The sequence below is a fragment of the Thermogemmatispora sp. genome, assembly GCF_042408735.1.
Taxonomy (GTDB): domain Bacteria; phylum Chloroflexota; class Ktedonobacteria; order Ktedonobacterales; family Ktedonobacteraceae; genus Thermogemmatispora.
Map to the genome: position 1 here is coordinate 1 of NZ_JBHOQV010000001.1, position 19,459 is coordinate 19,459.

Below are 19,459 nucleotides of genomic sequence, written 5' to 3' on the forward strand. Positions count from 1 at the left end.
CTTCTATGACTCCAGCGGCAAGGTCCTCGGCTTCTCCATCATCGTCCCCAGCAGTTGGTCTGACTGGGCGCAGGACGTCCAGTTCATCGTCAACGACCTCAACAAGGCCGGCATCAAGGCCACGATGAACGGGGTGGCCGACGCCAACACCTACTTCAGCGCCATCTATGGAGGCAACTACGAGGCGGCCATCAGCTGGACGGATAAGGGTCCCACGCCCTACTATCCCTACCGCGACATGCTCAGCAGCAGCAACTCTGGCCCGATCGGCAAGTCGGTCTCCGGCTCGAACTTCGAGCGCTGGGATACGCACTCGGCAGGCACGCTGGCGACCCAGGTTGATCAGCTGCTGAAGCAGTACGTGACCTCGACCGACACGAATGTCCAGAAGCAGGCCATTCAGGGGATCGAGAAGATCATGGTCGAGCAGCTGCCGGCCATTCCGCTGACGGTCAATGTGGACTGGGATGAGTACACGACCAGGCACTGGGTCGGCTGGCCTGACGATAGCAATCCGTACGACGTTGGTCCGCCGTACCAGTTGCCCGATGCAGCAAACGTCATCCTGCATCTGAAGCCAGCCTCCTGATCGTAGCGTTGCTTCTGGCCTGTCCTTTCGTAGTGCGTTCTTCCAGGACGTCCTTCCACTCCCTCTCTGGGGGTGGAAGGACGGTGCTCTCTACGCTCTCTGACCGCTGTCCGGGTGCTCCCCCCTCCTGCTCAGTTGGTCAGCCGCCCTCTGTCTCCTGGCACTGGAGGGATGCACGTTTCCTGTCGGTCCTGACTTTCGGTCAAAGGAGTGATGTATGCGCTACCTGTTGAGGCGCGCAGGCTTCTATCTGATCGCTCTCTGGGCTGCTGTTACCTTCAACTTTATCATTCCGCGTCTGATGCCTGGTGATCCGCTGCAGAACTATATCGCCAAGCTGCGAAACCAGGGAATGAGCCAAGCTACGATCCTGGCCCTGCGCAAGGAGTTTGGTGCCGATCCCTCGGTGCCGATCTGGCAGCAGTATCTGGATTACTTGAATGGGCTGCTGCATGGCCAGCTCGGGACCTCGACGTCGGAGTTTCCCACGCCCGTCGCGCAGATTCTGGCCCAGAGTCTGCCCTGGACGATTGGCCTGGTGGGAATGGCGGTGGTCCTGAGCTTTCTGATTGGCACCCTGCTCGGGGTTCTGTTTGCCTGGCGCCGGGGCTCCTGGTACGACACGACGCTGCCGCCGGCCCTGACTTTTCTGTCCGCAATCCCCTACTTCTGGATGGCTTTAGCCCTGCTCTACACCTTTGGCATGATGCTGGGCTGGTTCCCCACCAGCGACGCTTACGATCTGAGCAGCTTTCCTAATGGGCCAGAGTGGAGCCTTGATTTTATTGGGAGCCTGGTGCAGCACGCGGCTTTGCCAGTGATCACCCTCATTATCGGCTCGCTTGCCCAGTGGGTCTTGACCATGCGCAATGCTATGGTCACGACGCTCTCAGAGGATTATCTGCTGATGGCCCAGGCAAAGGGTCTGGCCCCGCTGCGAGTGGTCTTCGCCTACGCGGCGCGCAATGCGGTCTTGCCCAGCATTACCAGCTTCTCAATCTCGCTGGGCCTGGTGGTCAGCGGCTCCTTGCTGACGGAGATCGTCTTTAACTATCCCGGCATCGGCTACCATCTGTTCCGCGGGGCCGCGGAAAGCGACTACGCCCTGATCGAGGGCGGTTTCCTGATTCTGGCTCTGACGGTGCTGGCGGCTAACTTCCTGGCCGAGCTGATCTATAGCGTGCTGGATCCACGCATTCGACATGGGAGGGCATAGGCATGCAGGTGACCAATCTTGGAGAGTCCCCAGTAGAGACGACGACACTGATTGAGCAAGCCGACCACCGTCAGCGTGGGCCGCTGCTGAACGCTTTGCGCTTGCTCTGGCGCAACCCCAAGATTACAGCCGGCATCGCGATCCTGCTGTTCTTTGTGGTGATAGCTCTGGCCGCTCCGCTCCTGACGCCCTACCCACCGGACGGGCCACGGAGCGAGGTCGCCCACGGGGCGCAGCCGCCCAGCCGGCAGTTCATTCTGGGGACCAGCAGTCTGGGGCAGGACATCTTTTCGCAGATTGTCTATGGGGCGCGCGTCTCGCTGCTGGTGGGCTTCGTGGCCGCCACTGGTTCCACAGCGCTGCAGGTGATCTTTGGGCTTAGTTCGGCCTACTTCGGCGGCCTGATCGATGAGGTGCTCTCGCTGCTGATCAATATCTTTCTAGTGCTGCCCGGTCTGCCTCTGGCCATTGTTCTGGCGTCGCTGGCCAGTGCCAGTGGAGCCGGCAAGAATGAGTTTGTGATCGCGATGGTGCTGCTCTTTACGTCCTGGGCCTACGGGGCGCGCGTGCTGCGCTCACAGACGCTCTCGCTGAAGGAGCGCGAGTTTGTGACGGCAGCCCGCTCGATGGGCGAGGCGACCTGGCGCATGATTTTTCTGGAGATTCTGCCCAATGAGATTGCCCTGGTGGCTTCGACGTACGTCGGCACCTTCGTCTATGCTCTCGGCGCCGAGGTGGCCCTGGAGTTCCTGGGCCTGGGCGATGTTTCGCGCGCAAGCTGGGGATCCATCTTGTTCTGGGCTCAGTTGAACGGGGCACTGATCACCGGCCAGTGGTGGCTGTTCGTACCCGCCGGTGTCTGCGTGGCCCTGGTCTGCGGCGCGTTGACGCTGGTGAATTTCGGCATCGATGAGCTGGCTAACCCGAGCCTGCGCCAGGCTATGCCTCGGAAGCTGCGCAAGCTGCTGAAAACCAGGGCCGTGATCGCTTGAGCGATCTCTGCCTGTCTGTCTGGCCGCTATACCGTTCTGAATCAATAGAGATGATGGCATCTATTGCTCGTTTCTTCTTTCGCTGTCTAGACAGCATGAAAGGATGCACTTACACATCCAGGGAAGGAAACTGCGAAACTCAGGTGGCAGAGAGGGAGGAGGGTAGTCTGGCTACCTCCGGCTGCCGCCTCTATTAAGGAGGATCAATGGGCATTTCTGGTCGTCCACAGGACCATCGTAGTTTCCCGGCCTCGCTGGCTGGGGGCAGCAACCTGGTTGGCGGCTTCCCGCCTGGTTTTCTCTGGGGAGCCGCCACGTCGGCTTATCAGGTCGAGGGTGCGGTGCGCGAGGATGGGCGCGCCCCTTCTATCTGGGATCGCTTTGTGGCTCGCCCCGGAGCGATCTTCCAGGGTCAGACTGGTGAGGTGGCCGCCGACCATTATCACCGTATGGAAGAAGATGTGGCGCTGATGGCTCATCTCAATTTGCGCGCTTACCGCTTCTCAATCGCCTGGCCGCGGGTCCTGCCCCAGGGAACTGGCCCCGTTAATGAGCGGGGTCTGGCCTTCTACGAGCGTCTGGTGGATGCCTTGCTCGCTCGGGGTATTGAGCCGCTGGTTACGCTCTATCACTGGGATTTGCCCGTCGCCCTTGAGGAGCGCGGCGGCTGGCTCGTTCGCGATACAGCTCAGGCTTTTGCTGAGTACGCAGAGATGGTAGCTCGCCGTCTGGGCGATCGCGTTCGCTGGTGGCTGACACACAATGAGCCGTGGTGCAGCTCCTATCTGGGATATGCTCTTGGTATCCATGCCCCAGGGATGCACGATAAGCAGCTTGCCATTAATGCCAGTCATCATATTCTGCTCTCTCACGGTCTGGCTGTGCAGCGCCTGCGCGCAGTGCTGCCGCGCGAGGCTCAGATCGGGATTGCGCTCGATTTCTATCCGGTCTACGCTGCCGATGAGCGGCCTGAGACGCAGGTTGCTGTGCAGCAGGCAGATGTTTTCCGCAATCGCTGGTTCCTCGATCCCATATTTCGCGCCTCCTATCCGGAGTCTCTCTTTACTGTCCTGGGCGTGACCTCGCCCCCGATCCAGACGGACGACCTGGCGTTGATTGCTTCTCCTCTGGATTTTCTAGGCGTCAATTATTACAGCCGCATGCTTGTGCGTGCTCCCAGGTCGGCAGCCGCGGCCAGCGCTGCGGAGCATGCCAGCTATGAGGTCATCGAGCGCATTCCTGGAGCCGCTTACACCGATATGGGCTGGGAGATCTTCCCGGAGGGGCTGGAGGTGATCCTGACCCGCCTCCATCGCGAGTATGGGGTCAAGGCCCTGGTGGTGACGGAGAACGGGGCGGCTTTCGAGGATCACTGGCATGGCGGGGAGAGCGTCCATGACTGGCAGCGTATCCACTATCTGCAGCAGCACATTGAGGCGCTGAGCCGGGTGCTCGCTCAGCAGGTGCCGCTCAAGGGCTATATGGTCTGGTCCTTACTCGATAATTTCGAGTGGGCCTTTGGCTACAGCAAGCGCTTCGGCCTGGTCTATGTCGACTACTCTACCCAGCGACGCATCATCAAGGACAGCGGTCGCTGGTACGCCTCGTTCATCGCTTCACAACGTCGCTAGCGCCTCGTCTGCGCCGGTTCTGGCCCCTGCCCGGCGCGAGACCAGGCGCGCCTTCTGCCGTCTGGCATTGACACGGAAGTCCGAGGCGACCGACTTCCCCCTGGCTGAGGCCCCGGCCGAGGCGCTGGACCACACAGGCCCTTGCCCGACTCCACCCACATTGGGTCAGCGGAGGCATTGGCCCTGCTCGTCTCTCCTCCTCGCCTGCTCTGAGAAGAGTCTCGGTTATGGGCTTTTCCCTCTCAGGCTCCAGCACACTCGTCTCCTCGCCTCGCTTCATGGCTGCCCGCCTGAAGGTTGCCTTCTGCGGCGAAATGGATTATCCTTTCAAGCGGGCAGCTTCATCGTTACTGGAGGCTGTCCCTGTGCTGGCGTAGACAGGCGCAGGTAGCTGGGAGGGTCGAGCGTTCCCTTCGCCTGTTACGCCGGGTGCCTTTCTGTTCCTGATGTCAGGAGGTTGCACTTGGAGCCAGAGAAAAGCGGTCTTCGCCGTGAATTGTCGTTTTTGGAGAGCATTGCGCTCTCTATTGGTATTATGGCGCCCACTGCGGCGATGGCGCTCAATGGCTCGTTGGCGGCCGGCATTACCGGCAGTGCCGTGCCGCTGGCTTTCTTGATCGCCACGGTGGCCGTCGGCCTGGCCAGCTTCTCGTTTATCCAGTTCAGCCGTTATTTGTCCCACAGCGGGTCGGTCTATGCCTTTAATGGCCTGGCCTTGGGTCCGCGCGTCGGCTTCTTTTCGGGCTGGGCCCTGCTGGGCACCTACCTCGCTTTTACCTGCGCCTCGACGGCGGAGGTGGGGAATTTTGCCCAGGCCTTCCTGGCCAGCTTGGGCCTGAGTGTGGGTTGGTTGCCGCTGGCCCTGCTGGCGGGCCTGCTGATCTGGTTTTTCGCCTACAGCCGGATTACTATCTCGACGCGCCTGACCCTGGCCATGGAAGGGATTTCGGTGCTCCTGATCGTGGCGCTGGTGGCGGTGATCCTGGTCCGGCTGGGCAGCGTTGGGCAGCTTTCCCTCGCCCCTTTTACGCCTTCCGCCGAGCCGCTCAACAGTGTGGCCCTGGCGGCGGTTTTCGGCTTCCTCTCCTTTGCCGGCTTCGAGGGGGCGGCTACGCTGGGAGAGGAGACGCGCAATCCGCGTCGCAATATTCCCCTGGCGATTCTGGCCGCGGTCTTTGGGACGGGTCTTTTTTACGTTGTGGTGACCTACGCCCAGACCTTGGGCTTCGGTCTGAGCCGGGAGGGCGTGACCAGTTTTGCGCAATCGGCGGCCCCACTCGATGACCTGGCACGCCGGTATGTCGGGCAAGTGATGGCCATTCTGCTCGACTTCGGGGCCACGATCAGCGCCTTCGCCAGTGCCCTGGGCACGGCGAACGCTGGGGCGCGTATGCTCTACGCGATGGGACGCGATGGCTTTATTACGGAGCGCCTGGGTACGACCAGCCGTGGCAGCGGCTCGCCCGCGCTGGCGGTGGCGGTGATCATGCTCTGCGACTTTGTGGTGGTCGGCGCCTGGGGCCTGGCTCCGGGTATGACGGGGGCGACGCTCTTCGGCTATCTGGGGACCATCGGCGTCTTTCTCATCCTGGTAGCCTATGTGCTGACAAATGTAGGGGCCATCTGGTTCTTCCTGCGCCGACGTCTGTGGAGCTGGCAGTGGCTGATCCCACTGCTAGCCATCATCTTCTTGGGCTATACGCTCTACAGCAATATTTACCCGGTCCCGGCGCCTCCTTACAATATCTTTCCGTACGTGGCGCTGGCCTGGCTCTTGCTGGGCCTGATCTGCATTATGGCCAGTCCCGGTCTGGCTCAGCGTATCGGTCTGCATCTGGAGGCGAGCGAGGGCCTGCACATGGAGGCGATTGGGGAGGAGGACGCGACAGCGCTCAAGCTGCCCGAGTGAAGCCAGCCCGGTTTGAGCCGCTACCAGCTTCTGCGTCTCTTCTGCATCCTCTTCTCCAGGTGTAGGAAACGGTTCAGGCTCAGCAAGTGGGTGAAGCCTGGCCGAACCAAGACAGCCAAAGAAAGGAGCTTTCTACCGGCCATGACGACAGATATTCCAAAGGCAGGGCGTACGATCCATATTCGACGCGATCAGTGGCATCTGGCCTGGGATCATAGCATTCCGCCTATCGCCCGCATTAGCTCGGGCGAGGTGGTGGAGTTTGATATGCTGGAGGCCTCTTGCGGCCAGATCCAGGCTAATAGCACGGTTGAGGCCATCGGCTCGCTCGATTTCTCGCGCGTGGACCAGGTGCACGGTCCGATCTATGTGGAGGGAGCCGAGCCAGGGGACACGCTGGAGGTGGAGTTTCTGGATTTGCAGCCAGCCGAGTGGGGCTGGACGGGAGTCATTCCCGGTTTCGGCCTGCTGGCCGACGAGTTTCCTGAGCCGGCACTCAAGATCTGGCACCTGGAGGGCGGCGCCGATGGCTGGGCCGAGTTTGCGCCCGGTATCCGTATTCCGCTGGCTCCCTTCTGCGGCGAGATCGGCCTGGCGCCGGGCCAGCCAGGGGCCCTTTCGACAATCCCCCCCTATCGCCACGGCGGCAACATGGATACCCGCCATCTGACGAAGGGCACTCGCCTCTATCTACCGGTGGAGGTACCCGGGGCCCTCTTCTCCATGGGCGACGGCCATGCCGCCCAGGGCGATGGGGAGGTCTGCGGTACCGCTATCGAGACGCCAATGCATGCGGTGGTCCGCCTGACGGTGCATAAGGATCGCCCAGTGCCAGAGCCGCAGTATTTGACGGGTGGACCATTGATTCAGCGCACAAATACAGCTCCATATTATGTGACCGATGGCATCGGCCCCGATCTGATGGAGGCCACGCGCAATGCGATCCGCCATATGATCGATTACTTGCAGCGCAACTACGGCCTTTCGCGCAGCGATGCCTATATGCTCTGCAGCGTGGCGGTCGACTTGAAGATCTGCGAGGTGGTGGACGCACCTCACTGGGTGGTCGGGGCTTTCCTGCCAACGAGCATTTTCACGAAGTAAGGCCAGGCTTTGGGCCCAGATTAGCCCGGACAGGACAGGACAGGCTGGAGAGAGACAAGACCCGCTCTCTCCAGCCACAATCAGCAAGAGTTGCCGGTGTTCCCCTTCCTCGGCTTTCGCCAGAAAGGGAGCACCGGCCTTGTTTTTCTCTTCCGGCGACCACGCTCGGCTTGCTGTCAGTCTAGCCGTCGGCCTGCCCTGGGCCTGAGCCGCAAGCGGCTTAGCGTCGCCGCCAGGTGGCACCAGCCGGTGGCTCTGGGACAACCAGGGCCTGTGGACGGGCGGCGGCTGTCAGCAGAGAGGCCGTCAGATCGCCCTTGACAGCGGCGGTGGGAGAGGCTTTGGAAGTCGCCTTCGCAGCGGCCTGCGCTCCCTTGAGAGTGATCACCTGGTCCTTATGAATGTCGCTGTGATAGTGGAGGGTGGTAACGCCCTTGAGATGCAGGGCCGTGGCATCGATGGTAATATCGACGGTGGGCACCATCCCGCCCTGCTTGCCTACCAGAAGGCTATAGATGTTGGCCGGGTTTTTCGGATTGATATGGGCATGGGGCACATACCATGAGAGACGGATGTAGGAGGTGCAGTTTTTCGGGGTGACCGTCAGGCCGCCCCACATGGCTCGCCCGGGCAGGTCGCTCTGCAGGGCCGTCGGCGGACCAACGCTGTCAACAGGCGGATTCTGGTAGCGCGGCCCAAGGGCGTAGTTGCCGCTCGGGCAATAGCGCGAGCCGTCCGGCGGAATGTAGCTGAAGCTGTCGCATCGGCTCCCAGCTACGGGCAGCTTCGAGGAAGTAGATGAGGAAGTGGAAGATGTCTTTGTGCCACTACTGCCGGCAGTGCAGACGGGCTGACCGGAGTCGAAGCCACCGCCGTCGATGAGCTGGGCACCCGCTGGGGCATAGACGCGAATGTAGTCGGTGTAGGCGTCGAAGCCATAGACAGGGCCGCGCTGATCATACTCCAGAATGATGGTCAGGTTGTGGGTGGCGCCTCCCTGGGCGTCCAGCACCACATTGTCCTGGAAAGTGCTGTGGACATACTGGCTGGCCTTGTTAACGCTGATGTTGGCCTGGACGACGTGAAAGCCGTCGACGCTCTTGAAACTGTTGATAGCCCCAGAGTAGCCTTGCTGCACAAGCCAGGCTTCGACAGCGGGATTGGTAAAGTAAAGCTCCAGGTCGCGCGCCTGAATATCTTTGACCGCTCCCTTGACGATGTCGAGCAGCTTGCTGACAGGCAGATGGCGAACCTTGTCGAGCAGCAGCCTGGCTACCAGCGAGGTGAAGGCTTTGCGGGCATCGTGCAAGCCCTGACCCGTTACCTGCTCCTGGCGAGCGATGCCGGCAGGGTCCTGCTGATAATAGTGCAGACGCTCAGCCAGGTTCTGCGAGGTGATGGTCTCGCCGTATTCTTTAACGACGATCGGGCCAGTGACATCGAGAATGTGAGCGATGAAGGTGGGCGTGAAGGCAATGTCGCCGTCAACGGGGCCGCCTCCTTCGTCCTGAAAGACCTGGATATTGATGCGCGCTGTGGTGGGGTAGTCTCCAGAGACGTTGGAGTCGCGCAGCCCAAAGTTGCCCATGTGCATCCAGCTATAGCCCGGTGGGGCTTGCCGTCCCATCTGGAAGCCGTTGCCGGCGTAGTCCAGCTTGGCCACGTCGCGCAGGGCCAGCGGCCCAACAACGCCGTTCTCTACGTCTACAATGCCATACTGGCCGGTAAAGCCACCGCCAGGACGCAGCTCGGCGTTATCCATAGTTTGCAGCAGATAGCGACGGTGACCGTCGACGCCGAGTAGCCAGGAGGCCAGGGGGATAAGCTGCTGCACCTGGTTGATCTGCCTCTGCGCCTCAGGCAGGACCTTGACAATGCTGGCTATTTGATCGCGCTGGTGAGCGCTGAGCATGGGAAGCTGCTTGAGGTCAACAGCGCTCATCTGTTGCTGGATGTCGTTGATGTAGTAGAGGGCGTGCACCAGCGATCCCTGAACGGCGGCCACGTCCTGGGCAGTGAGAAGAGGTTTAGCTTTGCTGCTGGTGGTGAGCGGCGAGCCGTGGATGATGCTGGCCGCGAGCAAGCCCACACCGCTCATCTCGTCGCCCATACGCGAGACGTCGAGGGCTACCTGCACGAGGTGACGCGCCTGGTCGAGGCTGACCGCGTACTCGGGCGCGAAACGTTGAATGGCTTCTTGGATATCGCTGCGCTCGACAAGCTGTTGAAGTTGCAGGAAGTCGCTCCCAGCCTGGCGAAATTCCTGGCGGGCGCGCTGGAGCTTGTCAGCCTCCAGGGCCGCCAGCGGATTGTTCTTATCGAGCGTGAGCAGGTCTTTGACGTTCATGAGGTGCTTGACGCCATCTTCGGCCAGGCCCTTGACGTTGTTGTAGGCGCCGTAGGCGGCCAGAGCCGCGCCTATGGGCGGGAGCAGGCCGACGATGAGCGCTATCAGGACGGCCAGGCTGAGATAAGCGCGGAAACGATGACGCTTGCGCTGCTGCTGACTGCGCCCCCGGCGACGTCCGCGGAGGCGCCGTAGCTGATGGGCAAGACGCCGCTCCAGCAGCCCTGGATGCCGCCGCCGTCTGTCTTGGGCCTGGCTTCCAGCCAACGGCAGGATAGTGGTCGGTTCGTTGGCCAGATCGAGCAGCTCGCGCTCGTGCCCCGGACAGAGGGCAATCTCGGCCTCCTCATGCAGGGGAGCCGGCAGCATACGCTCGTCGAGAAGGGTGGTCGGTAGCTCGTCCACCTCGGGCGAGAGCTTCTCTTCTTCACCGATTGTTTTTTTGGTAGCGGGCCGCTGCTCGACTGGCTCCGAAGATGGCCTCTCTCCCTGGGCTGGCTCCGGCCCCAGATGGCTCGTTGGGAGGCCGGCCAGGTCTTGTTGGTCGCCCTGGCCCTGAGCCTGAGCAGGTTCCGTCTCCCCTGTGCTCTGGCCCTCTTGCCGCTCTCGCTCCAGAGGAACGGTCGGACTCTCTTCCTCCTGCTGTTCTTCTTGTTGTTCTTCTTCTTCTATTTTGGCTTCTTCTATGGCAGTTTCATTCTCCAGAGGACTGGTCGGGGACTGCTCTTCTCTATCTGATGCGGCTTTCTCCTCCCGAGCAATCTCGGCATCTTCTCTCGTTTCTGCGCTGACCTGCTCGCCCTCCGCCAGCTCAGCGGGACCGCACTGCTTGCTGTCCTCTGGGGGAGAGGCAGGTGAAGGCTGCTCCTCGCTCAGGGAGGGAGCGGGCCGCTGGTGGCCGTTCGCTTCGACGGTTGCCGTCCCATTCGCGCCTGCCGTCGCGAGAGTGGGTTGAGGGTCTGGCTCAGAGGGGCCTGGCCCTCGCACTCTGACCAGCCTGACTGTCGGCTCTTCCTCTTCGGCAACCTCCGTCTCCTCTCGGTTCCAGCCAGGAGTGCGCTGCCCGGCCTGGCGCTGCTCCTCCGCTCCACCTGCCTCGGGATCAGCCACCGGCCCGGGCAGGGTGCTCGTGGGAACTTCTGTGTCTCCATCAACCAGGCTTCCTGGAACGAGGGCGCGGAAGCCCCAGAGACGTCCATCTGGATGGCGCTTCAGGCATTTTTCAAGCAGTCGCTCTAAGGTTTGCCAGGAAAGACGATATTGCAGTGTGATCTCTTCAATAGGCTTATCAGTAGTATAATAGTCAATTACAGCGTTTCTGCGTTGAGCATAACGTTGCTTTTCTCGCTCTCCCAAGGCGGAGAGATCGGCCTCAGCCCACGTCGCGAGATCGTCGCGACGGGCCCTTGGCGGAGAAGATGCGGCGCGTACCCCAGGCAAGGCTTTACCTCCATGTTTTCCAGATCCACGAACTGAGAGCAGGATCGACAGCCATATTGAGCGAACACGTTCATATAGATGAGATAAGGGATCAGCAATTGCGTAGTCCTGGTAGCCGTCCTTTCTTCTACTTTTACTTTATGATTATGGTAATGAAAAGATAAGAGGCACCATATACGGTGAGCACCACCATATATGAGTCGCAGAGATAATGGTACAGGTTCGCCAGTGACTGTTGAGCAGGCATAGACTCCGAAAGCAGTCAGCCGTTCTCCCCCCCCTTTACTATACAGGACGCTTGAACCCTCACAGACGTTGCACGTGCCGCTTATTATATCGAAGTCTGCGCATATAACGAGGCAACCTTAGCATTTTTGGATAGGGAAGGAGGAAAAAGAGAGCCGCCCGGGCAGAAGGAAGAAGGCTCCTGTTGGGCTGGCGGGCGGCTCACTGGCATTGGCAGTCAGTTGCGTTAGCTTGACTGCTCGCGAGCGAGGCGCGTTTCCAGGGCAGCAAGCTGTTCCTTCAGGCGGCGGTTCTCCTCGCGCAGCGTCTCCAGGTCCTGGCGCAGGAGGCCGAGCTGTTCCCCTGTCTCTCCTCCACTGCGCAGCATATGGAGAGCCACGCGCATGGTGCGCAGGGTACTCGTATTCAGCTCGCGGGCGGCGGCCCGTTCCAAGGCGGGAATCGCCCGTCGGTCGCCGAAGAGCTGGAGCGCGACCGCCGCTCTCTGGCGCACGGCTTCCCAGGGATCGTGCTCGACAGCCTCGCAGAGGCGGGTCACTGCCTGTTGCCAGGCTGGCTCGGGATAGAGGTGGCGCTCCTGGGCCAGCGTCTGCAGCCCGTGTGCGGCGGCCAGGCGCCAGAGAGGCGGTTGGCGATTGGGATCGAGATAGTCCAAGATGAGCGGGATGGCGCGCTCATCGCCGGAGCAGGCCAGTCCTCGAAAGATGCCTTGCTGTACATAAGCTTGCCAGGATGGGCGTCCGATGGCCTGTTGCAGGACATCGAGGACGCCGGCCACGCGCGTTTTGCCCAGCGCTTCCGCGGCTGCCTGCTCGACGGCATAGCTGACGTCGCCCTCGCTGACCAGCGGTCGCAGGGCCTCCGCCGCCCGCTGAGCCAGGGTACTCTGTTGTGGTACCTGATAGCGGCCCAAGGCTCGCGCTATGGCGGCGCGCACCCGCGACCACTGGCGGGCCTCCAGCTCGCCCAGGGCCCGCAGCAGGCTAGTTTGGGCGGCCTCTGTTCCCAGTTCGCCCAGGGCCTTCGCCGCGGCCCAGCGCACGCCCCAGAAGGGATCGTTGAAGAGGGCCTCCTCCAACGCGCGACGACTCGCCTCATCGCCCTGCTTCGCCAGGGCTTCCGCCGCCTCGATGCGGCCCAGGATGTCGGGATCATGGGCCAACTGATAGCGCAGCATAGCGGCGGGACGCTCAAATTCGAGGGTCTTCAGCAGCCAGCCCTCGGGGTCAAAGCGCACCATCAGCGGCTCACGTTCCAGTGGCACAAAGAAGGTCTGAGTGGTTTCGCCATCTTCACCAACGGTCACCTGCAGCCTGACCGTTCGCGTCTCATCGCTGCCATCAGCCACGGGCACGGTGAAGGCCAGATCCACGGGCGTCACAAAGCAGGGCGTGAGGTCATCGATGGTCTGGGTCTGCCTGATGGTGAGCCTGGCCAGTTGCCGCTCGCTATCCCAGGCGTAGCTGACCGAGAAGGCTGGATAGCCCGCCTGATAGAGCCATTGCTGGAAGAAGGCGGCCAGGCTGCGCCCCGTGACCTCTTCAAGCGTGCGCTCCAGGTCGGCACTGATGACCTCGCGCCCACGGTGACGCTCCAGATAGGCATGCAGGCCGCGCCGGAAGGCCGCTTCGCCAAGCTGGTGGCGTAGCATGTGCAGCACCCAGGCCCCCTTGTAGTAGAGGTGGCCGTCAAATAGCTCGAAGCCGTCCCGGTAGTAGCCGCGATAGACGACGGGCCGCCGGTAGTGCTTGTCTTCCGCAAAATAGAGCTGGGCCATCTCCCGCATCATCAGTTTGAAGACATCCTTGCCACGATCGTGCTCGATCCAGAGGTGCTCTAAGTAGGTGGCGAAGCCCTCGTTGAGCCATCCCTCGGACCAGTCGCGGCAGGTCAACAGGTCGCCGAACCATTGATGGGCTAACTCATGAGCGACCGTCGTCACGGGACCATCCTCGCCCAGGTCGAGGGCCGCCTTCTGATCGAAGAGCAGCATGAAGCTGTGGGTGGTAGCCGTCGTATGCTCCATCGCTCCCCGATAGACCTCGACAACGCTCTGAGCATATTTGCGATAGGGATAGGGATAGTCGAGGTAGCGGCTGAAGAAATCGATCATGGCCGGCGTCTTGCCCATCAGCAGACGAGCGTCGTCGCGACGGTCGGGCCGCACGTAGTAGGTCACTGGCAGATCGCCGTAGCGATCCTCAATCACGGCAAAGTCGCCTACGACGAGCGAGATCAGATAGGCGGGATGGGGAACATCATGGCGCCAGTGATGGGTTCTGGTGCCATCACCATTGTCGCGCACGCTCAGCAGCTCGCCGTTGGAGAGGGTGACAAAGTGCGCCGGCACCGTGACGATGATTTCAGTGGTGGCGCGATCGTTGGGCATCCAGTGGCAGGGGAACCAATGGCGATGGTACCAGGTCTGACTGAAGGTCCAGACCTGCACAGGCCGCGTCGGGTCATCTGGCGTGGGTTTGTTGAAGTTCAGGCCAATGCGCGGCTGGGCCCAGTAGCGCACTCCAACAGTGAAGGATTCGCCATAGCGATAGGGACGGTCGAGGCTGACAATGAGACGCTCCGGCTCAAGGCTGTAGCGCAGCTCCTGACCGCTCTCAAGCATGACTCGTTCGATGTGCAATTCAACGGCGTCGAAGGCGATCGTGCGCACTTCGTCGTAGAGGGCCGTAAAGGAGGTCCATGCGGTGCCACTGACGGTCTCACGCTCAAAGTCAAGGCTTATCTCCAGCCTGACATGGGTGATATCGGCAGGACGGTCGGGAGCATAGTGTAAGCGGTCTCCGGGTAGCTCAAAGGCCCGCGCCTTGGGCGGCGGCGCCGCCAGGCCCTGCCAGACCTGGCAGGCCTCCTCCTCTTCCAGCCCTCTCCACGTGTGATAGTCATCTGCAGCAAAAGCTGATCTGTAGCAGCCTCTCAAGGTAAAACTCCCCTTTTTGTGGTAGAACGATAAAGCTTTTTCCGCTGTGTCGTGACCTGCTCGAAAGTACAGCCGATATGAGACGAGCCGGATAGCTCTCCAGGCAAAATGACAAAAGAGCAGTGAGATCCGATACGTTGGCCAGTCGATCGAGCGGTGAGGTCCACAAGAGCGGTAGGGCGCTGGCACCGGCGACCCTGACTCGCCCTTGCCCGGAGCCAGAGCAGGCAGTCGAGCATCGGGCGGAGCGCTGCGGCTTGACCCGACCCGACGCGACTCAACCTTTTTCTCGAACTGCTTCCCTGGGCACAGCGTAGATATCTGTGTTATTGTACCTGGAGAGAGGTCTTCACTGATAGTATGCGTTACAAACCTACACGGATCAATAGACTGGCCCAGGTAGCGCGTTTCTTGCGAGTCGCCCGTCTGTTGCTGTGGACTGTCTGGGTGATTTACCGCGAGCGGCGGCGCGTGATTCGCGCCCATCAGCGCGGTCACTACGAGGTCCAGCCCAATATCGAGGTGCTGATCAAGGTCCTGACAGCTTTTCGCGAGACGGCCATCAAGCTTGGCGTCCTGATGATCAAGCTGGGGCAGTTTTTGAGCGCGCGCGCCGATCTCTTGCCAGAGCAGGCCCTACAGGTCTTGGGCAGCCTGCAGGATGAGGTGCCGCCAGCTCCTTTCAGCCATGTCGTCTCGGTGATCGAGGCCGATCTTGGCAAGCCGGTTGAGCAGATCTTCAGCATGCTGGAGCGCAAGGCAACGGCGGCAGCCTCTCTTGGCCAGGTCCATCGCGCCGTCCTGGCCAGCAGCGGCGAAATGGTCGCCGTCAAGGTCCAGCGCCCTCACATCGAGCAGTTGATCAATACCGATCTGAGCACGATCCGGTTCGTCATCTGGGTCATCACGCGCTTCGTCGATACCAGTGAGTTTATCGACCTTATGGCCGTCTACCGCGAATTTCGCCGCACGGTCTATGAGGAGATCGACTATCTGACCGAGGCCGCCAACGCCCGCCGCTTCCGCGAGATCTTCCGCGATCAGCCTCAGATCTACATTCCGCGCGTCTATGAAGAGTACAGTTCTAAGCGGGTTCTGGTGCTGGAGTGGATCGATGGGATCAAGGTCAACGACTATGCCGCTTTGGAGGCCGCCGGCTATGCCCGGCTGGAGATCGCGCGGCGCACGGTTGAGGCTTATTTCTTCCAGTTTTTCGAAGCCGGCTTCTTTCATGCTGACCCCCACCCGGGCAACATCTTTGTCAAGAGCGGCTCTCCCCCAGAGGACCCCGTTATCGCCTTCGTCGATTTCGGCATGGTCGGTACCCTGACCAAGAGCATGAAGAAGGCTATGCGCGATCTCTTTCTGGCTTTTGTGGCTCGCGACTCGCAGGCCCTGGTCAATGCGCTGGCCCGCCTCGGCTTTCTGGGGGAAAACGCCAATCTGCAGGCCATTGAGCGCGGCGTGGAGCTGATGCTCAATCAATACTACGGTATGACCCTGGGGGAGGCCCGCGAGTTGGACCTGTCGGATGTCACTCAGGATATTGAGCAGTTGCTCTACGGGCAACCTTTTCAGATTCCGGCCCAGTTTGCCTTCACGGGGCGCGCGATCAGTGTGCTGGCGGGCGTGGCTACTGGCCTGGCCCCTGAGTTCAATCTGATCGATGTTGCCACTCCGTATGCGCGTAAGTTTCTCGGCCTCAGCGGCGATAGGCTGGGGGAGAATCTGCAGGAGCTGCTGCGCTATCTGCAGGAGAACGGGCGAGCGATGCTCACCCTACCCCAGGCGCTGGAACGCTTCATCACCCGCTTCGAGAGCGGACAGATCGAGATCCGCCTGGCCGACCCTCTGCCCAACGGCCGGGGGCGGCGCCCACGTCCAGGGCGCAGCGCCAATAGCAGCGAGGGCCGCGGTGGCTCTCTCTCCCTCGCCGTCGTGAGCCTGGCGGCGCTGGCCGCCGGCGTCTATCTGCTCACCAGCGTCCACTTGCTCACGGCCGGCTGGTTCTGCCTGGGCCTGGCTGGCGTGACTGTTCTGGGCCTGCTCCTGCGCCGCTAGCCAGCCTGCTGAGGGGGAGGGATCCCAGGCCGAGAGAAGAGGCAGGGCAGGAGCGAGCGGCCCGCCCTGTTCTTCACTCAGGAGCGTCCTGGTTCCACACGGCCCTCCAGGCGCTCTAGCCGCCAGCGTTCGTCCTCGCTTCCACCGTGACGGCGCACACGGCCTTCCTGCTCTAGTTTGAGCAAGTGAGCCGTCAGAGACTGAGCGGCAAGGGCGTGCAGCGTCGGCGAGACGTCGGCATAGACCTGCGGCACCAGCTCACCGACGGTTGCTCCCTGCGGGAATTGGCCGAGGGCGGTGATGACTTGCTGCTCACGCAACAGGCGATGGTCGATGTACTCGGCAAGCTTGCTGCCTGGATCGAGAATGACGGGGCCATGGGCAGGCACAATGCTGCGCAGCGCCAGCTGCTGCAGGCGGCGCAGCGAGGTCAGATAGGCCCCCATATCGCCTTCCGGGGGAGCAATGACTACCGTGCCTACGCCGGCGAGCAGGTCACCCGCAAAAAGGATGCCGGTCCCCTCCAGGAGAAAGCAAAGATGGTCGAAACGATGTCCTGGGGTGTGAATGGCTCGCAGGGTGTCCCTGCCGACGGCCAGGCGCGCGCCATCTTCCAGCTCTTCATCGGCCAGGGCAACTCCCGCGCGACTGAAGGCCAGTACCGGCACCCCAAGCCGGGCCCGCAGGGCCGCTGCCCCCCCATAGTGGTCGGGATGGCCGTGAGTGATCAAAATGCGCCGAATGCCACCGCGGGCCTCCCCGGCCGCGATCACCTGGGCCAGATAGTCGGCCTCCTCGACCGCCGGATCAATGACAAGCGCCCCCGTGGTCTCATCGCCCAATACGATCGTATTGGTGCCGGGTCCCGTCATCACCGAAGGATTGGGGGCCAGCACCAGCGTATAGGGCTGCTCCTCCTGTTGTAGCTTCTGCTCCTGTTCCATATCAGCGCTCTCAATTCTCCAAATAAAGCAAAAGTGCTTCTGCTCTCCTTCTCCCTTCAGCCCTGGGTCATATGAGGCGGGACCTCCCAGCCCCGTTCATCGCCGGGCAGATAGATGCGGTAGCGGCCATCTTCCTGCACCAGGCGTGGCTGCTTGAGGGGCACATAGTGGCTGGCGGCGAAGGCCAGGGCCTCCTCGGCGCGGGCAAAGGTAGCCAGCTCTTCGAGCTGACGCAAAGTGGCAAAGACCAGGGGAAAGCTGCCATCCTGAGAGCGGGCCAGGGCTTCGGCGGGTCTGATCCAGAGGCCATCGCTGGTCTCTAGCTGATCGTAGGCAGCCTGCTGCTCCGAGGGAGCCAGGGCGAGAAAGAAGTGGGTGTCGAAGCGGCGCGGCATGCCCTCCGGGGTCAGCCAGTGGGCAAAGTAGTGGAGCTGATCGGTGGCCAACTGCAGCCCTTCGCGCTCAACCAGCTCGACGAGCGAGCCTCGCCTCTCATGAAAGGCCCGGCGATACTCCGCGAAGCGCGCCTGCCCGGCCTCATCTGCCGCCAGAGCTAGCAGAGCACCATTGCGATAAGCCAGCAAGACCCCGGCTTCTTCAAACAGCTCACGGATAGCTGCCGCCCGCGCTCCCGTCCCCAGGGCAGTTCTTCCCTCGGGATCAGCGACCGTCTCTCGGGCGGGCACAGGGGCGCAGAGCTGGGGCTTCTCCTCGGCAGCCCGGTCATCGGCCTTGATGGAGCCGCCGGGGAAAACGTAGACATCGGGCATAAACTCGCTTTGGACGACACGCCGGACCATGAAGACTTCCATTTCGCCGCCGGCGCGTCCATTCCTCAGCAGCATCACTGCTGAGGCCGGGCGGGGCACAACTGCCATAGGTTCTCTCTCCATCTCCCTTGAGGAAAGTTTCTCTTGACCTGGACGTGATACTGTTATAGTACCATATGCGCGGCCCTCGCGCGGACACGGCTGGCCCCCTTTACGGAGGGCGCGGCCTGTGGTACGCTGAACATGTTCATGCTTTTTGCGCTAACGATAAACAACATGCACCAGACAGAGTAGGATCTGTCAGCTCTCGATCGAAGCGAAGGCCAAGCAGGGCTGAGAAAGTAGCTATGGATGCTGAAGCACCAGTGATTAAGCCGTTGCCGGGGCGACACGCTCGCTTCCGCCTGGGCCTCATCGGTGATCCTGTGGCGCATTCGCTCTCGCCACGCATGCAACAGGCGGCTCTCGACGCCCTGGGGATCGATGCAGTCTACGAGCTGTGGCAAACGCCCGCCGATGAGCTGGCCTCGCGCGTGGCTCGTCTGCTTGATCCGCTCTATCTCGGGGCGAACGTGACCATTCCCCACAAGCAGGCCGTGCTCCCTCTGCTCGACATCGTCGACCCGCTGGCGGCGCGCATTGGGGCGGTCAACACGATTGTGCCACGCGATGGCTATCTGCATGGCTACAACACCGATGCCCCCGGCCTGCTACATGCCCTTCAGGAGTTGGGGGTCGGCCAGCCGAGCGAGAGCAGCACGATCTCGCTGACGGGCTATACGGCTATCATTCTGGGGGCCGGTGGGGCAGCGCGCGCCGCGGCCTTCGCCCTGGCCAGCACCGGCGTCGAACGCCTGATCATCGTCAATCGCCACCTGGAGCGCGCCCAACACCTGGCTGCAGAGGTCGGCGACTTTCTTACGGCCCAGCGCCAGGAACTGAGCGTTCCCCAGGTTTTCAGCCTCAGCGATCCCGAGTTTCTGATCCCTCACCCGCTCTCACTAATCATCAACGCTACCCCGGTCGGCATGCATGAAGACCTCAGCCCGCTGCCCGGCGAGGTGCTGGCACGTTTCGGCAATGAAACCTTTGTCTTCGACATGATCTACAATCCGGCGGAGACAAAGCTGCTCTGCCAGGCACGGACGTTGGGAATGCGGGCCTCCAATGGGCTGCCGATGCTGCTCCATCAAGGGGCCCTGGCTTTCACCCTCTGGACAGGCCAGCCTGCTCCTCTGCAGGCCATGCGCGCCGCCCTTGCCTCCGAGTAGA

The 19,459-nt window shown here is 61.7% G+C and carries 11 protein-coding genes and 1 pseudogene; 8 read left to right on the top strand and 4 right to left on the bottom strand.

The features are described 5' to 3' along the window. The 6 genes and pseudogenes from ACFMO7_RS00005 to ACFMO7_RS00030 form a co-directional block, all read left to right on the top strand. Window positions 1-589: pseudogene (locus ACFMO7_RS00005) on the top strand (ABC transporter substrate-binding protein); the annotation flags it as partial. A gap of 217 nt (window positions 590-806) precedes the next feature. After that, window positions 807-1,805, top strand: coding sequence for an ABC transporter permease (locus ACFMO7_RS00010; RefSeq protein ID WP_376793485.1), 999 nt, complete (start codon window positions 807-809; stop codon window positions 1,803-1,805). Window positions 1,806-1,807: 2 nt separating this feature from the next. Next, on the top strand, window positions 1,808-2,797 hold the full coding sequence (locus ACFMO7_RS00015) for an ABC transporter permease (RefSeq protein WP_376793486.1): 990 nt from the start codon (window positions 1,808-1,810) through the stop codon (window positions 2,795-2,797). Window positions 2,798-3,003: 206 nt separating this feature from the next. Continuing rightward, window positions 3,004-4,428: a GH1 family beta-glucosidase gene (locus ACFMO7_RS00020; RefSeq protein WP_376793487.1), complete on the top strand. Its 1,425-nt coding sequence runs from the start codon at window positions 3,004-3,006 to the stop codon at window positions 4,426-4,428. 463 nt (window positions 4,429-4,891) lie between these two features. Next, window positions 4,892-6,337, top strand: a complete 1,446-nt coding sequence (locus ACFMO7_RS00025; RefSeq protein ID WP_376793488.1) for an APC family permease — start codon at window positions 4,892-4,894, stop codon at window positions 6,335-6,337. 141 nt (window positions 6,338-6,478) lie between these two features. Beyond that, complete coding sequence (locus ACFMO7_RS00030) at window positions 6,479-7,441, top strand: acetamidase/formamidase family protein (RefSeq protein ID WP_376793489.1); 963 nt, start codon at window positions 6,479-6,481, stop codon at window positions 7,439-7,441. A gap of 220 nt (window positions 7,442-7,661) precedes the next feature. On the opposite strand, the gene ACFMO7_RS00035 is transcribed toward ACFMO7_RS00030, so the two are convergent. Together ACFMO7_RS00035 and ACFMO7_RS00040 are read right to left on the bottom strand one after the other, a co-directional pair. Then, window positions 7,662-11,228 carry a DUF4012 domain-containing protein gene (locus ACFMO7_RS00035; RefSeq protein ID WP_376793490.1) on the bottom strand — a complete coding sequence of 1,189 codons (3,567 nt, stop codon included), beginning with the start codon at window positions 11,226-11,228 and terminating at the stop codon, window positions 7,662-7,664. Between the two features lie 472 nt (window positions 11,229-11,700). After that, a complete protein-coding gene (locus ACFMO7_RS00040) occupies window positions 11,701-14,412 on the bottom strand; it encodes a M1 family aminopeptidase (protein ID WP_376793491.1) in 2,712 nt (903 codons plus the stop codon). Between the two features lie 360 nt (window positions 14,413-14,772). Here ACFMO7_RS00040 and ACFMO7_RS00045 point away from each other — a divergent pair, with 360 nt between their 5' ends. Continuing rightward, on the top strand, window positions 14,773-16,473 hold the full coding sequence (locus ACFMO7_RS00045; RefSeq protein ID WP_376793492.1) for an ABC1 kinase family protein: 1,701 nt from the start codon (window positions 14,773-14,775) through the stop codon (window positions 16,471-16,473). A gap of 77 nt (window positions 16,474-16,550) precedes the next feature. Here the strand turns inward: ACFMO7_RS00045 and ACFMO7_RS00050 are convergent, their stop codons facing one another. Further along, on the bottom strand, window positions 16,551-17,417 hold the full coding sequence (locus ACFMO7_RS00050; RefSeq protein WP_376793493.1) for an MBL fold metallo-hydrolase: 867 nt from the start codon (window positions 17,415-17,417) through the stop codon (window positions 16,551-16,553). 56 nt (window positions 17,418-17,473) lie between these two features. After that, a complete protein-coding gene (locus ACFMO7_RS00055; protein WP_376793494.1) occupies window positions 17,474-18,295 on the bottom strand; it encodes an NUDIX hydrolase in 822 nt (273 codons plus the stop codon). 239 nt (window positions 18,296-18,534) lie between these two features. Between ACFMO7_RS00055 and aroE the strand changes: the two genes are divergently transcribed. After that, on the top strand, window positions 18,535-19,458 hold the full coding sequence (gene aroE / locus ACFMO7_RS00060; RefSeq protein WP_376793495.1) for a shikimate dehydrogenase: 924 nt from the start codon (window positions 18,535-18,537) through the stop codon (window positions 19,456-19,458). The last annotated feature ends 1 nt before the right edge of the window (window position 19,459 follow it).

Coding starts and splice junctions, on each gene's coding strand:
- ACFMO7_RS00010 (WP_376793485.1), top strand. CDS start 807: ATGCGCTACCTGTTGAGGCGCGCAGGCTTCTATCTGATCGCTCTCTGG.
- ACFMO7_RS00015 (WP_376793486.1), top strand. CDS start 1,808: ATGCAGGTGACCAATCTTGGAGAGTCCCCAGTAGAGACGACGACACTG.
- ACFMO7_RS00020 (WP_376793487.1), top strand. CDS start 3,004: ATGGGCATTTCTGGTCGTCCACAGGACCATCGTAGTTTCCCGGCCTCG.
- ACFMO7_RS00030 (WP_376793489.1), top strand. CDS start 6,479: ATGACGACAGATATTCCAAAGGCAGGGCGTACGATCCATATTCGACGC.
- ACFMO7_RS00045 (WP_376793492.1), top strand. CDS start 14,773: ATGCGTTACAAACCTACACGGATCAATAGACTGGCCCAGGTAGCGCGT.
- ACFMO7_RS00050 (WP_376793493.1), bottom strand. CDS start 17,417: ATGGAACAGGAGCAGAAGCTACAACAGGAGGAGCAGCCCTATACGCTG.
- ACFMO7_RS00055 (WP_376793494.1), bottom strand. CDS start 18,295: ATGGCAGTTGTGCCCCGCCCGGCCTCAGCAGTGATGCTGCTGAGGAAT.
- aroE (WP_376793495.1), top strand. CDS start 18,535: ATGGATGCTGAAGCACCAGTGATTAAGCCGTTGCCGGGGCGACACGCT.